This window comes from Pontimicrobium sp. MEBiC06410 (assembly GCF_053601615.1).
Window position 1 is genome coordinate 196722 of sequence record NZ_JBSHNT010000162.1, and the last position, 16115, is coordinate 212836.

Here is a 16115-nt window from a genome sequence, read left to right on the forward strand (position 1 = left end):
CAAAAGAACCTCTCAACTCTTCTGCCTTAAGGTTAAAAAATAACCTGCTATTAATCAAACATTCATCGTATTATTATTTTTGCAGTTTTATAATTTGTGATACCACTTTTTATACTGTAGAAATATAATCCAGACGGTAATGTGCCACGTTCTAACTGTACTTCGTTATTCCCTTTTATCATGTTTATAGCTTCTTGCTTTACTAACTTTCCTATTTGGTTGTAAAGTAATAGTGTTCCTGTTTCTGCTTTTGGTGCGCTAAAATAAATAGTGGTTCCGTTTACCATTGGATTTGGTATGGCTATGGATTGCTTTATAGCATCTTCGGCTTCAAACGTTTCAACAGATAATGTATTTTTATTGGTAAAACCAATGTTTTCTAATTGCATGGTTTTAGTTTCTGTGGTTCCATTTTCGGCGACCATTGTAAAGACTATCGTTACTACATCGTTTAGGTTTAATGGTTCGCCATTTGTAGAGGCAAAATCATTGTAAGCTATTATATAATCTTGTGGATTTTCGGTTAATGTTACTGTAGCTTTGTATTGTTCTTCCCAGTTGTTAATGCTTTGTTTTACAAATCGTATATTTAATGTTCCTGTGCCTTTCCCTGTAAACATAAAGGTATCGTAGTTAGATAAATCTACTGCTTTAAATCGTGGTGTTAATGCTCTGTAGGCAGCAACATATTCGTTTGTATCTGCGGTTAAATTTAAGTTACGTTCTATACCAAATACATTGTCTGAAAAGTCTGTTTCGTTTGGTAAAATACTATAGTCTGTAACATTAGTACTTTCTGCTGCATCATCAATTCCCCATGGGCCATCGGACATAAATAAATCGTCTGGTGTTTGTATACCATCTCCTATTCTAAAACCAACATCGAATAAATTACCTGTATCTACTTCTAGATTTGTAATGTAATTAGTTTCTAAGTTTAATGACGATGTTACGTACTCTATCTCGCTTGTTTCTGTAGCTCTCAGTCCTGCATCGAAAGTAACGGCTTCACTCGCATTGGTATTTACAATTTGTAAGTCTAATTTACCATTAGTATATGCTCCTTTTCTAACAAATACAGTTGGTGGTGTAGAATTGTTATATGCTGTTACTGGTTTTTGTACATTTAATAGGGAAACAACTTCTTCTGCCAGTAATAATAAATCGTCTAAGGTATTTGCCCAAATTTGAAAGTTATAAAAGGCAACGTCTGCTTCATATTTATCTAAATTCCAGTGGCTTTCTATTTCAAAGGCTTCATCGTTTTGTATTGTTTTTGCCGAAAGGCTAAGCACAAACTCCATAGAGCCGTCTGCATTTTTAATAATCGATTTTATAAACTCTTGTCCGCCAATATCTATTGTAGATACCGAAATTAATTGTGCGCCTAAAAGTCTATCGCAAATATACTTTGTGTGTTCGTAAACGCCATTTTCGGTTTTTAAGGCTAGTATGGATGCTATGGCTTCGTTATTATTCATGTAATCTACAGCATATAATTCGGTAGCATTGGTAATGGTTACTAAATCTAATGGCGAAGATTCTATAATATATTCTTCATTAATAGCATTTACAGGTATTAAATCGGTTAATTGAATGTTAGTATTAGCCGTTCTATAACCATAATTTGTTGGTTTTACAAAACGATTGACTGTTGCTCTGTTAAACTTATAACTGGTTTTTGCTCTGTTAAAATTACGCTTGTTTATTAATTCAGACAGTCTATTATTACTTTCCAATCCGCCTCCATTTGCACTAGAGGTTGGTGCAGCTATTGTAGGGCAAGCTTCTACTCCAGAACACGAAGGATCATCACAATCTATTAAGCCATCGCCATCATCATCTATTCCATTATCGCATATTTCTTGTGGTACTGGTGCAGTTGGGCATCTTGCGCCATCGTTACTTGAACTAGATGGCCCAAAAGCAAAAAGGTTAGAGTTTATGGCATTGCTTCCGTTTAAGTCTTGCACATTTTGAATAACATAAATAGTTCCGGTTTGGTTGGCAGAGACATAAAAACGTCCTGAAGCATCAAAATATACAGCTCCATAGGTATAATTTAATCCCGATAATATTGGAACTTCTCCTAGATTTACAACTTCGCTAGTTTCTGCATTAATTCTATATAAAATATTTGTGTTTTTTTCTACTGTATATAATTGACCATCTACTGCATTAAATGCCCAATCGTGTATACTTATATTTTGTGATAATGTTTCTGTTGCCATATGCTGTGCATAATTAACAGATTCTGGGTCAACATTTATTTTATAGTAAGTTGTTCCGCCTCCTTTTAAATAATAAACACCTGCGCTACTTACATCTCCTATATATCTATTAGAGGTTGGTAACTCGTCTATATAAAATTGAACAGTGGAAAAGTCTTTACCAATACGTACTATTGTTTTAGCTGGTGAACTTAACGACCCCCAAATAAAACCATCTGCTGGATTGTATGCTGCTGCGTTAATGCTTCCTGGTGTTACATTTTCTGCAACTACAAAAGCGTTTCCTGATGCTAAATCTATTGCATACACATCATTATGTTGAAATAAATAGGCATTGTAGTCGCAATTAAAAGGGATATCTTGAGCTGTTGTTCTATTACTTAATAGAAAGAAAACAAGTAATATAAAGCTTGTTTTGTAAGAGTAGTTTTTACGAGTCATAATGTTTCTAGTTTATGTTATAGAGACAAAGCTAGTTTGTAATACTCTTATTTTCTGGACTTTTCGATTGCTATAGTTTTCGCTTAGTTGAATACCTTTTAAGTGTCGATGAATGGTTTTTTGGTATTTAATACGCTCTTAAAAGATAAATTAGAAAAAGTGGATTCTAGTTTTCTTAGAAATGAAAACCGAACGTTTAAATCTCTTTATTGTATTCTATAAAAATCGACTTGTGAATTTGAGCTAAAAAAAGAAAAGGCAAAGCGTTTTCGCTTTGCCTAATCTAAGCTATTAATTAATTTCATCCTTAGGGAAAAATACTGATACAAAGGTAGTTACACGACAAGCCTTACAGAGATTTTAAAATTTAAAAACCACCTAAATACGATAAAATGCTTAAATAACCGACAAAATACTACAATAGGTTTAACCGTTGCATTAATTCTGGTCTGTTAGAGCGGCTCACTGGTACTACATCTTTTTTTATAAGCACGCTATTATCCTCTATATCAATAATTTTGCTAACATTTATAATGTACGACCGGTGTACTTTTAAAAAAATATCTTTAGGTAATTTTTCCTCTATTTTCTTTAAGGTAGAATGTACTGTGTAATTTTTATCTTCAGTTTTTACATGTATATAATCGCCTTTTGCTTCTATAAGGTAAATACTTGGAATGTCTAATTTTATTAATCGTCTGTCTATATTTATATATAAATCATTCCCCGAAGTTGTTTCCGAAGCTTCTTTTGATAGTGCTTTTGCAGTTTCTACAGCAGCTTTCTCTGCTTTTTTTATTGCTTTTTCAAATCTTGGAAACACTATAGGTTTTACTAAATAATCTACAATACAATCGTACTCGAAAGCTTCTATTGCGAAATTAGAATCGGATGTTGTTAGTATTATTTTTGGCAGATTTTTTAAGGTTTGAATAAAATCGAACCCTGTAAAATCTGGCATGTGTATGTCTAAAAATATTAAATCGATTTCGTTTTGATTTAAATATTTTATAGCTTTAATAGCGTTAGGAAACTCTGCTACAACATTTAGGTTGTCTATTTGCGAGCATAATTGGTTTATAATTAATCTTGCCGTGGTTTCGTCGTCTATAATAATGCAGTTCATAGGTTAGTTAGATTGAAGCGTAGTTAGGTATTGTGTTATGTGTTTTAAAATACTATCAAATTCCTCTTTTAAAACAGTATTGTTTTCCTTAAGGTTTTCTTCGTATTTAACAGCGATTTCATAACTTTTCTCTAGTCCTAAAATACTAATTTTATGCTTAATTTTATGTACATTTTCGGCGGTTTCTTTATATTTTTTTTCAGCTATATTTTTAAAATAGATTTCTTTTTCTTCAGGAAATTCTAATTGTATTACGCTAATCAATTTAGCTTCGAATGCGTCATCTCCTCCAGATAATTGTTTTATATAATTTAAATTGGGTTGTTCCATTGTATTTATTTTTTAATTGTAAAATAAAATGTTGTGCCCTCTTTTAATTGCGATTCTACCCAAATTTTACCGTGGTATAAATCCACTATTTTTTTTACTATAGATAAGCCTATGCCTGTAGAGTCTTTGCTTTTATTTAAGGCATGAAAAATTTTAAAAATTTTATCATGGTACTTTTGCTCTATACCCACACCATTATCTTTTACAGAAAATTGATAGTGCGATTTGTGTTCTAAATAATCTATTTCTATAAGGCCTTTTGCTTTATCGTTAAACTTTATTGCATTGCTAATTAGGTTTTGAAACACTTGTTTTAACTTCGTTTTATCGCCTTTTATTTTTGGTAATGTTTTTAATGTGTGTATAGAAATATGTTCTGGTACAAATAGCACTTGTTTTAACTCTTCTACAAGTTCATTTAAATTAACATCTTGCGCATCGGAGTCATTAGCACCTACACTAGAGTATTCTAAAATATCTGTAATAAGTTGCTCCATTTTTTCTAAAGTGGTTTCTATAAGTTCGAAATTTTGAAGACTCGTATCATCCAACTGCCCTTTGTTATCTTCTTTTATCCAAGCTGTTAATGCATTAATGCTTCGCAACGGTGATTTTAAATCATGAGATACAATGTGTGCATATTCTTGTAGTTCTTCATTACTTTTTGCCAATGCTACTAACAACTCATCATTTTTAGCTTCTACTTTTTCACGTGCTCGTAAATTAATAGCACTTTTTAACTGCATGGCTACCAAGCTAGCAATATTTTCTATGGTTTTTAAATGTTGTGTATTAAAGTAGTTTTTGTGTTTATGTTCTGCATCTATAATACCTATGACCTCTCCATTGTTTAAAATTGGGATTGTTATTTCTGAATAACGGTGTTCTCCATCTACTATATATGCTTTATCTTTAGAGGTGTCATTTATAATTTCTGCCACTCCTGTTTTTGCGACTCTACCAACTATGCCTTCTCCTAAAGGTAATACTATGGCATTTACTATTTCGTTACCTTTTTTAACCTTGTCGCCATAAGCGGCTATTTGTTCCATGGTTTTTTGTCTTGTGTTTACTAAATAAATTACACAATCTTCGGTACCTAAAAACTTAGCGATACTATTTACTATTTCCCATGCTATTTCATAAATATTCATTTTCCCTAAGACAGATTTCGCTACTTCATTAATCATATTAATAATGAGAGCTTTTTCTCTTTGGGAGGTGATATCTTCTATTAAAGCTACTTGATATTTTATTTTTCCTAATTGATCTCTAACTGCATTAACGCTTGTTTTTGCCCATATTCTAGAACCATTTTTTTTCCTGTAGCGTTTGTCTACAACAAAATTGTCTATCTCTCCTGCATCCATTTTGTCGATATGAATTTTAGACTCAGGAAAATCTTCGGGAACAGAAATATCTTTTACAGTTATATTAGTTAGTTCTTCTTCTGTATAGCCTAAGGAGTACTGAAATGCTTTATTTGTTTTTACTATTTTACCAAATTGGGTTAATGCTATACCAAATGGTGCATTTTCTACAATAATATCTAGTTGTGTTTTTTGTTCTTCTATTAACTCTGCTGTATATTTAGATTCTGTTATGTCTCTTATTATGCCTTGCGCAGCAATAGGTTGTTTTTGTTTATCGTATACAATACTAGCATTAATATGCACCCATTTTACTTCTTTTTGTTTTGTATATACTCGTGCAGTATAATCAGAAAAATAGCCTTTATCTGTTAGCTCTATAAAGGACTCCATAGCATACGCATAATCTTCTTTATAGACTAGGCTTATAACATTAACTGCTTCTTTGGTTATATCATAGCCAAAGAGGTCTACAGCGGCATCATTCATTTTAATAGCGTTGCCTTTTAAATCCATAACAAGATAGGCATCGTTAATGTTCTCAAAGATGCCTTGCAATTGTGCGGTTTTTTCATCTAAAAGTCCTTCTAATTTCTCATTAGCGTGTTTTAGTTCTTCAGCTGTATTGTAGAGTTGTAATGATTTTTCTTCCAGAATTTTCTCAGCTTGTTTCCTAGCAAGTTTTTCACGCTTTAAAGCGCGTTGAAGTATGTCAATTTGATTTTGACTCATTAATTTTTATTAATAATAAATTTTACTTCGGTTCCATCTTCTTTTATATTTTCTAGAGTAATGGTTGCGGTCGAGTTAAAGTGTTCGAACGTTTTATTCATTAATCCTAAGCCAAAATGGTGCATTGCTCTACTAGATTTATATATCATTATTAATGAATTCTCTGTTTTGCTCTCTATAACAAATGTTGGTAATTCTGCATCTGGGTATATTTTACGTACCTCAACATGTATATGGTTTTCTATGGACGACAACATTTCTATTGGGTCTTTATAGGTTGCCAATAACTCTGGATAACTGTCTTTTAAAACACCAAAAAAATGTTCTGCATAAACTAATAACAAATCATCAATAGAAATGTTAGTATTTTCACTTAAATGTTGTAATAATTGTAACATTTCTGAAAACTTGTAGGTGCCAACCGATGTATAAACTCCTCCAGATTCTAATTGAGAGTTATTAATAATATTATCTACCATTTCTAACCCAAATTTGTCTTCCACAAGATCTAAAAACTCAGTAAAAACTATACCTTTCATATTATGTTGTTGTTAATTCGTTTATACTCCAATACGATAAAAGTGTTTCTATTTTAGAAACATAATCATCATATCGTAGTGGTTTTAATACATAACCTGCTATTCCTATTTTATAACACTCTAATAAGTCTTTTTGGTTATTAGATGTCGTCAACACTATTGTAGGGATGTGTTTTAATAGGCTATCTTTCTTTAAAATAGATAGAAATTCAATGCCATTAATTTTTGGCATATTTAAATCTAATAAAATAATATCAGGTAGCAATTCTTTTTGCTCTAAAATTTTTAAAGCATCTTCACCATTTCTAGCCTCTATAATATTATGGTTTAATTTTAAAGTTGAAATTGATCTGTTCAATTTCATAATTTCGATAGTATCATCTTCTATTAAAAGAATGTTTAGAATTGATTTCATTGTAAGGGTTTAATGAATTTAATTTATGAAAGTAATATAATACTACAGAGCTTGTAGATTGTTTCGTTTAATCCGTTTTAAGTGTCGGTGAATAACGTTTAAGTGTCGACGAATGGTTTTTTATACTTATTCTAGTACACCTTTTTAAGCTAAAAAACCCTTCTGGGGATAGAAGGGTTTTAACTTAAAATCAATTCAAAATCAAAAAAACATCTAAAATTATGTAAGCTTTTAATTTGGGACAAAAAAGCCTTTTAATCGTTATACTTACTATTAATTTATTTATTATGAAAACTTATTGATACAAAGGTAATTGCAATACCAATTATTATATTTTTTTGGTCTTAGAAAAATCAATCAACACGATGAAATGCATATAAAATCGATAAAATACTTAATTTGTAGTCTTTTTCAAGCATCTATCACTTACGTAACACGTTAAATATCAAACAAATAAAACACACTTTATTAATATTACCCAAACGTTCCTTTATAAGAATATAAAATTAGTGTATAGTTTATCTGGTTGTTCGTTTTGTATTATAATACTATTTATAACGTCATACTGAACTTGTTTAAGCATTGCATAACATTTAAAAGACATAGAGGCCTCATGGTGAAAACCTTAAAATAGTTTATTATTATTTTATTAGTAATATCGTTTATAATACTATTATTCGCAAAAAGAGAAGTATTAGTAGTTACATCTAGCAAACCTTTAGTATTTTTAATACTAAATTATAAGCTTATGGCAACACAACCTAAATTAACGCGGTTTAACCAAAATGTACTCTCTAAATATCAAATTTATAATGGTATTTTTATGACACTACCTTTCGATACTATTACTAAAACAGGCGTTTTATTACCATTGTTTCATGAAACTTGTAAAAAAGGTTTTGAAAAAGGAATGAATCCAGAGGCCATTGTAAATAGTTTTTTCGAAAAATATCAAGCAAGGCGTTCGCCAGAAAGTCGTATTAATTTACTATTCCGTTTTATTCAATACATAGAGCGCCAAGTGGTGTTGTTTGATGCTATAGAAGATGCTGCTTTTCCTGTTATTAATAATATGGATGGTATTGGGACATTACGTAGCTTAAAAGAAACTGTTGTGGCCGACAATAAATTAGAAACGCTTCGCAATTACTTAGAAGCGTTTAAAGTACGTATTGTACTTACCGCTCACCCAACACAGTTTTACCCTGGTTCTGTTTTAGGTATTATTACCGATTTAACGGCTGCTATAAAAGCAAACGATTTATTAAAAATAAACGATTTACTAGCTCAGCTTGGTAAAACACCTTTCTTTAAGCATAAAAAGCCAACACCTTACGACGAAGCCGTAAGTTTAATTTGGTATTTAGAACATGTGTTTTACGATTCCTTCGGAACAATTTACGATTATATACAACAAAATATATTTGATGGTGATACTATAGATAACGATATTATAAATGTAGGGTTTTGGCCCGGAGGAGATAGAGATGGAAACCCATTTGTAACGCCAGAAATTACGTTAAAGGTAGCCAAACGCCTGCACGAAAGTATTATTAAAAACTATTATAGAGACATACGGAGGTTGAAACGAAAGTTAACCTTTCAAGGTGTCGAAGAACGCATTATAGCTTTAGAAATAGAACTTTATAATCTAATTCTAGATAAACCTTCATCTTTAACATTAGAATATTTCATTACAGAGTTACAGGCCATAAAACAAGTTGTTATTAAAGAACATCAATCGCTATACGTTTCTGAGCTAACAAGCTTAATCAATAAAATTCATTTATTTGGTTTTCATTTTTCTAATCTAGACATTAGGCAAGACAGTCGTGCTCATAATAATGTATTTAATACTATGGTAAATACATTAGCAGAGCATGGAAGTACTATTTTTCCAGCTAATTATCATGACTTGTCCCCAAAAGAACAAGTTAAATTGTTAGCTAAAATAAAGGGTACTGTAGATTTATCGTTAATACAAGACGAAGACACATTAAAGGCTTTACACACCATGAAAGCCATAAAAACAATACAAGAAACTAATGGTGAACGAGCTGCAAACCGCTATATTATAAGCAATAATCAAACCGCATTAAACGTGATGCAACTATTTGCCATGTTAAAATTAGTTGCTTTTAATAATGACTTAACTGTAGATATTGGGCCTCTTTTTGAAACCATTACAGATCTTGAAAATGCGCATTTGGTTATGGAAGAGTTGTATACCAACCCAGAATATGCAGCACATTTAAAAGCGCGTGGTAATAAACAAACCATTATGCTAGGTTTTAGCGACGGAACTAAAGATGGTGGTTATTTAATGGCAAATTGGGCCATTTATAAAGCCAAAGAACGCTTAACCACTATATCTAGACAATACGATATTACTGTTATTTTCTTTGATGGGCGTGGCGGACCTCCAGCACGTGGTGGTGGAAAAACGCATAATTTTTATGCCTCTTTAGGGCCAACAATTGAAGATAAAGAAGTACAGCTAACCATACAAGGACAAACTATTAGCTCTAACTTTGGCACACCAGATTCGTCTCAATATAATTTAGAACAGCTTATTAGCTCGGGTATAACTAACCGTTTAAACGACTCTAATGCACTCATGTCTCCTAAGAATAGAGACGTTATGAATCATTTAGCTACTTTAAGTTATAATACCTATTCCGATTTTAAAAATCACCCCAAATTTATTTCTTATTTAGAGCATATGAGTACTCTAAAATATTATGCCAAAACTAATATTGGAAGTCGTCCTTCTAAACGTGGTAAGGCCGAAGGTTTAGTATTCGAAGATTTAAGAGCGATCCCATTTGTTGGGTCTTGGAGCCAATTAAAACAAAATGTACCAGGTTTTTTTGGTGTTGGCACCGCTTTGAAACATTATGAAGACGAAGGTACTTTTGAAAAGGTTAAGCAACTTTATAAAACCTCTAGTTTCTTTAAAACACTTATAGAAAACAGTATGATGTCCTTGTCTAAATCGTTTTTCGATTTAACAAAATATATGAGTGAAGATCCAGAATACGGCGCATTTTGGTCTATTATTTATACAGAATACGAAACCTCAAAACGTCTTATTTTAAAATTGACAGGTTATACCGAGCTAATGCAGGAAGAACCTGCAGGAAAAGCTTCTATTAATGTTCGCGAATCTATTGTATTACCATTATTAACAATACAACAATTTGCTTTAAAACAAATACAGCAATTAGAAAAAGCAGATAACAAAGATACTGAGCGCATTGCTATTTACGAGAAATTGGTAACACGATCGTTGTTTGGTAATATTAATGCGAGCCGTAACTCGGCATAAAAATAAAAGAAGCTTTTACAAATTAGTAAAAGCTTCTTCTTTAGTTTTTTTGTTCGAACAATTAATTTTAAAAAGATTAGTCTATGTCTACACCTGGAGCATCGCCAGATACTGTTTCAGTTAAGTCTTCTAACAATTCAAAAGTATAGGTGTTTCCTATTTGGTTTCCTTGGGTATCCATCATTCTTCTAGAAATTAAAAAAGCATAACCAGGACTAGAATTAAATAATCTTGCGCCTTTATATGTAAATACTTTATCTTTACTATTAGACTCTGTTGATTCAGAAATAAGTAAACTTGGCTCTGCAAAGTTTTCTTCTATTTGCGACGTAATTTCTACAGTTACATAAGCGACTACGTTATTAGGGTCATGTATTATAGTGGTAGATGTGTACGTATTCTCTTCATCTTCGTTTTTACTAATCTTGGCTGTTTTTAAATAAGGGGTTCCTTCTTTTTTAAATTTAGCACTTGTAGTAGATAATGTATTTAAGCCTGTCGCTTCTATGTTTTCTTTTTCACAACTACAAAAAGTAACAACAAAAACAACTAACAATAATTTAGTAATATTCATTTTAATAGGGTTTTTAATTGGTATTAAGATAAAAGTAAACTGTTTAGAATAAATAATTTTATAATACTTTCTGAAAGTGTACTTCGAACTTCTAAACCATTATCTTATCAACTTTAAATAGCTATTAAGCTCTTCTTTTACTTTACCCTTTAATAAAAATAGACCTATCATGTTAGGAACTAACATAGAGAACACCATAGCGTCGCTAAATAGCGTTACCGAACCTAAAGTAATGGCTGCTCCTAAAACAGTAAACATGCAAAATAGTGTTTTATAGATATATTCGTACTTTTTATTTCTGCCAAATAAATAACTCCATGCTTGATAACCATAATAGGACCATGATATCATAGAGGAAAAGGCAAATAAAATTACCGCCATAGAGAGTACATAAGGAAACCAAGACACACCACTTTCTAATGCAGAAGCAGTTAACAGCACACCTTGCTCATCACTTAAAATGGTTCCTGGAACGATTTGCCCAGTAATTATTAACACTAAGGCTGTCATGGTGCACACGACTACGGTATCTATAAATGGTTCTAAAAGAGCCACTAAACCTTCACTTGCAGGATATTTAGTTTTTACGGCACTATGCGCTATCGATGAACTCCCTATGCCTGCTTCGTTACTAAAGGCTGCTCTTTTAAAGCCTTGTATTAGTACACCAACAAATCCACCTGTTACACCTTCTGGGCTAAATGCCCCATTCCAAATAGCTTTAAAGGCGTTAGGTATTTCGCTAAAATTTAGCCCTAAAATAGTTAATACAGCTAATAAATATATAACTACCATAAAGGGCACCACTTTATCGGTAACATTTGCTATTTTTTTAATGCCTCCTATAATAACAATCCCGACTAACACAGCCATTACTAAACCAAAAATCCAACCTTTTCCATGAATAAAACTTTGTTCTGCTCCTGTAACATGTTCAAATAATTTAAAGGCTTGATTTACCTGAAACATATTACCGCCTCCAAACGATCCACCAATGCACATCACTGCAAATGCAATTGCTAGAATTTTGCCTAGTTTTGGTAAACCTGTTTCTTGCAATCCTTTTTTTAAGTAATACATTGGGCCTCCAAAAATAGTTCCGTCTACGTCTACTTCTCTATACTTTACTCCTAAAGTACATTCTACAAATTTTGAAGCCATGCCTAAAAAGCCAATTAATACCATCCAGAACGTTGCACCAGCACCACCAATAGATAGTGCGATGGCAACGCCTGCGATATTTCCTAAACCTACGGTTGCAGATACTGCCGCGGTTAAGGCTTGAAAGTGACTTACTTCACCTTCACCTTCTACTCTAATGGTATCTGGGTTATCACCTCCTACATTAGATACCGATGTTGATGCTGTTACTACACCATCGTCTTCTAAGTCATCGTATTTACCACGCACTACTTGTATGGCTTTAAAAAAGCCTCTAAAATTGATGCCTTTAAAGTAAATGGTAAAATAGCTTGCGCCTAGAATAAGCACAACTAATACCCAAGGAATACCTACCGTATCGGTAATTGGGATTTCAGCAAATACGGCATCGGTAAACCAACTTGTGGCTGCACTAAATTGTTCGTTTACTCTGTCGTCGAAAGATTGGGTTTGTTGTAGTAAAAGCATATCGTGATTTTTTTGGCAAATTGTACCAAAAAGGGTTACGACAAAAGGTTACGTACTATTGAAATTAGTAACCAAATATGGTTAACCATATAGTTACTTGTTTGGTACTAGTTCTAAAAATAAGGCATGGAAAGGCAATGTTAATGCGAGTAATGCCAATAGTTATCAGGATTGTATCGAGAATCAATTTTTAATACAAAACCTTATTCTCGTTACTAATTTTATACATTTTCAATCGTAGAATATACTCGAATTTAGGAATTTATGTAAATCTCCGAAAACTTTACTCCTCTTTTTTAAGTGTAGAAAAATCTAGAAATCCATTTTTTATTGCAAAGTCTATTAATTGTTCTTTTCCTCCGGTACCGCTAATGTTAAGGATTTTTTTTATTTGGTGAATGTGGGTTTGCAAGCCATCTACACTTATATTCATATCACTAGCTAATTCTGAATACGATTTTTTTAAGCCGCTATATGCTAGATTGCCTAAAACTTCTTTTTGTCTATCTGACAATTCAATTTTATTAGTATTTTCTATAATACTAATCTCGTTTTTTAAGTGTTTAATTGTATCTAAATGGCTTTCGTTTGCAATACTGTATTGTTCTAATTCTTTTTTAATTTTCGAATTTTCTAATGCTAATGTTTGTGCTAAATTTTGCTGTTCTTCTTTTTCAGATAAAAATTTCCAACTGTATAATAAAATTGAAAATAATAAAATGAATAAAAATTTAAATGAAATTGAAGTTATACTTCCCACTAATGCCCAAAACTCTTGATTTATAAATTCCACTGCTTGATCTTGTGGAATAATACGATGTGATACTGCTATAATTATTAATATAAACAATGTAAATGTTGGCAAATACATAAACTTCATTTGTCTACTAGAAAAGGCTTTATTTAACTCAAATAACAAGGAAATTGCTACAAAAATAGAAATAGGTATATCTATGAGCCATGTAAAATTTGTACTTAACTCATTATTGGTAAACGATGTGGCTAAGAATACAAAAGCTATCATCCCTAACACACCAGAAAATAACATTATAAACTCTTTTGTGGTAAACTGCTCTACCAATTGCACCCCTAAACCTCTTGGCTTTGAGTGCTCTATTGAAGGTAAAGACAATACTATAAATAGAGAGTTTGCTAATGAGATTAATACTCCCCAATAGATTACAAACTTATTAGAAACTCCCGTAAAATTAGTAAACACTAAATTTCCTAAAGCGCCTATTCCCCATGCGAAAATGGCTAATCCAAACCATTTAATACCTTGAACAGACGTTAGTTCTTTACGCTTTTGAAATTCTTTTACATAAATACGCTGAATAACAATAGATGTTATTATACAAACAATAGCTGTAACCGTGTATTCTACTATATTTAACAAAAGAAAGTTGTTTTAATGCTAAAGATATAGCTTTTTTTGAAAGCCTTATTAGTAAAAAGATTACTCCTTAATCTTTTATTAAATTTAGACTATTCATTTTTTATGAACTACATGACAACATTGAGCAACCTACTTTATGCCTAGCCCATTCTGGACGTTTCGCATACCATTTTTCGTACTCAGGTTGCTCATTATATGGTTTTTTAAGCATCTTAAATAGCTCATCTATTACTCTATAGTCTCCTTTATTAGCTGCATCTATTGCTAGCTGTGCCATATAGTTACGTAACACATATTTAGGATTTACTGTATTCATTTTTTTTCTTCTTTCTTCTGTAGTGCTATCGTCTCTATTTAAACGAGCAGCATAATCCTGAAACCAAGCTATCCATTTTTTATTTATATCTATCGAAACACCATCAGGCTCATAAAATGCATCTTTAATAATGTTTACCCCTTCTAAAGGTTTTTCAATAGAAAAAAGAGATAAGTTTCTAAAAAAGATGGTCATATCTGTTTCGGTTAACTGAAGTATTTCTTCTAATTTAAAAATTAGATTTCTATCTGTTTTTTCTTCAGAAAACAGCCCCAGTTTATTTCGCATCATAGCTAAATATTGCTGCTCTTCTTTCTCTTTATAAGAGTTTAAAATATCTTCTAAACCTTTAGCCTCTCCAATTATTGGATATAGTGCATTTGCTAATTGATATAAGTTCCAAAAACCGACATCTAGTTGTGCTCCATAACGGTAGCGTTTAAATTGATTATCTGTAGTGTTTGGAGTCCAATTATGGTCGTAACCTTCCAACCAACCATAAGGTCCGTAATCTATAGTATGCCCAAGAATAGACATATTATCTGTATTCATTACTCCATGTACAAAACCAACACGCTGCCAATGGATAATTGTTTCTAATGTTTTGTTTAATACTGCTTCAAAAAAGTGTAAATATGTTGTTTTAGATGGTTTACCAAGCTCTGGATAAAACTGTTTTATGGTATAGTCCACCAATTTTTTTAATGTTCTTACATCTTGTCTCGCTGCAAATATTTGATAACTACCAAAACGCAGAAAACTAGGGGCAACTCTACACACAATAGCTCCTTTTTCGTATTCCGAATTTCCATTATACATAATATCTCGTAAAACCTCATCTCCTGTTAAAGCTAAAGACAAAGCTCTAGTTGTAGGAACTCCCAAATAATGCATGGCTTCACTACATAAATACTCTCTAATTGAAGACCTTAAAACCGCCAAACCATCTGCTCTACGAGAATACGGTGTTTCTCCTGCTCCTTTAAGTTGTAGCATCCAACGTTGATTTTTACATTCAACTTCAGCTAAATTAATAGCACGACCATCTCCTAACTGTCCTGCCCAATTGCCAAATTGATGACCTCCATAACACATAGCAAAAGGGCTGGTGTTTGGTAATATTTTATTTCCTGTAATTATTTTTAAAAATGTTGGAGTACTAGCCTCTTCTTGAGATAAACCTATTGCATTAAGCATATCTAAAGAAACATGCAATAGTTCTGGTTTTGCTGTTTTCTTAGGTGTAACATAAGAGAAACAGGCTTCTGCAACTTGTCTTCTTGAGTTCTCCTTAATTGGATCTGCTGGCAACTCTTTAATAAATGTATCTACTATATTAAGTTTCATCTTCTGCTAAATCTTATTTATTATTAAACCTTTTATAAGTTTGTAACACTCCTTCTTGAATAATTATCTCTCACAAAATTAAAATGTTTACTAAACAAAAGTAGTTAGTATAATTTCAAAAAACAGAGATATCTTTCTGTAATACATCTGTTTTTATAGTATTTTTAGAACTACTCCTCCATATTTTAGTTAAAAACAAATCTGAAATAAAAAATATTAATTGTATATTTATCTCGTCTCACAAACAATAAAGTGAGATTCTTTGCTTTCTAACATTAAGGAAGAGAATAGGGAAAGCAATTATATGTTACGGAAATAAAACCGTATACCTTAAATCTAGA

11 protein-coding genes are annotated in these 16115 nt (G+C 31.8%); 1 reads left to right on the forward strand and 10 read right to left on the reverse strand.

Annotated elements, in window-relative coordinates; genetic code table 11:
• Positions 1 to 62 precede the first annotated feature (62 nt).
• From ACVC08_RS16655 to ACVC08_RS16680, 6 genes are all read right to left on the reverse strand, one after another.
• Positions 63 to 2672 (reverse strand): DUF6923 family protein, encoded by a 2610-nt coding sequence (locus ACVC08_RS16655; protein WP_452602895.1) that lies wholly within the window; start codon positions 2670 to 2672, stop codon positions 63 to 65.
• A gap of 415 nt (positions 2673 to 3087) precedes the next feature.
• Complete coding sequence (locus ACVC08_RS16660) at positions 3088 to 3798, reverse strand: LytR/AlgR family response regulator transcription factor (protein ID WP_452602896.1); 711 nt, start codon at positions 3796 to 3798, stop codon at positions 3088 to 3090.
• A gap of 3 nt (positions 3799 to 3801) precedes the next feature.
• Positions 3802 to 4128, reverse strand: coding sequence for an Hpt domain-containing protein (locus ACVC08_RS16665; protein ID WP_452602897.1), 327 nt, complete (start codon positions 4126 to 4128; stop codon positions 3802 to 3804).
• A gap of 5 nt (positions 4129 to 4133) precedes the next feature.
• Entirely contained in the window at positions 4134 to 6230 is a 2097-nt protein-coding gene (locus ACVC08_RS16670) for a PAS domain-containing sensor histidine kinase (RefSeq protein ID WP_452602898.1), read from the reverse strand.
• Positions 6230 to 6769 carry a heme NO-binding domain-containing protein gene (locus ACVC08_RS16675; protein WP_452602899.1) on the reverse strand — a complete coding sequence of 180 codons (540 nt, stop codon included), beginning with the start codon at positions 6767 to 6769 and terminating at the stop codon, positions 6230 to 6232. Before ACVC08_RS16675 ends, ACVC08_RS16670 begins: the two co-directional genes overlap by 1 nt.
• A 1-nt stretch (position 6770) precedes the next feature.
• Positions 6771 to 7184 carry a response regulator gene (locus ACVC08_RS16680; protein ID WP_452600350.1) on the reverse strand — a complete coding sequence of 138 codons (414 nt, stop codon included), beginning with the start codon at positions 7182 to 7184 and terminating at the stop codon, positions 6771 to 6773.
• 748 nt (positions 7185 to 7932) lie between these two features.
• Here ACVC08_RS16680 and ACVC08_RS16685 point away from each other — a divergent pair.
• A complete protein-coding gene (locus tag ACVC08_RS16685; RefSeq protein ID WP_452602900.1) occupies positions 7933 to 10512 on the forward strand; it encodes a phosphoenolpyruvate carboxylase in 2580 nt (859 codons plus the stop codon).
• Between the two features lie 76 nt (positions 10513 to 10588).
• Here the strand turns inward: ACVC08_RS16685 and ACVC08_RS16690 are convergent, their stop codons facing one another.
• From ACVC08_RS16690 to ACVC08_RS16705, 4 genes are all read right to left on the reverse strand, one after another.
• Positions 10589 to 11086, reverse strand: a complete 498-nt coding sequence (locus tag ACVC08_RS16690; RefSeq protein ID WP_452602901.1) for a hypothetical protein — start codon at positions 11084 to 11086, stop codon at positions 10589 to 10591.
• 99 nt (positions 11087 to 11185) lie between these two features.
• Positions 11186 to 12715 (reverse strand): alanine/glycine:cation symporter family protein, encoded by a 1530-nt coding sequence (locus tag ACVC08_RS16695; RefSeq protein WP_452602902.1) that lies wholly within the window; start codon positions 12713 to 12715, stop codon positions 11186 to 11188.
• Between the two features lie 283 nt (positions 12716 to 12998).
• The gene (locus ACVC08_RS16700; RefSeq protein ID WP_452602903.1) at positions 12999 to 14111 is read right to left on the reverse strand and encodes a helix-turn-helix transcriptional regulator; all 1113 of its coding nucleotides are present in this window, start codon (positions 14109 to 14111) and stop codon (positions 12999 to 13001) included.
• Positions 14112 to 14211: 100 nt separating this feature from the next.
• Positions 14212 to 15774: a protein adenylyltransferase SelO gene (locus tag ACVC08_RS16705; RefSeq protein ID WP_452602904.1), complete on the reverse strand. Its 1563-nt coding sequence runs from the start codon at positions 15772 to 15774 to the stop codon at positions 14212 to 14214.
• Positions 15775 to 16115 lie beyond the last annotated feature (341 nt).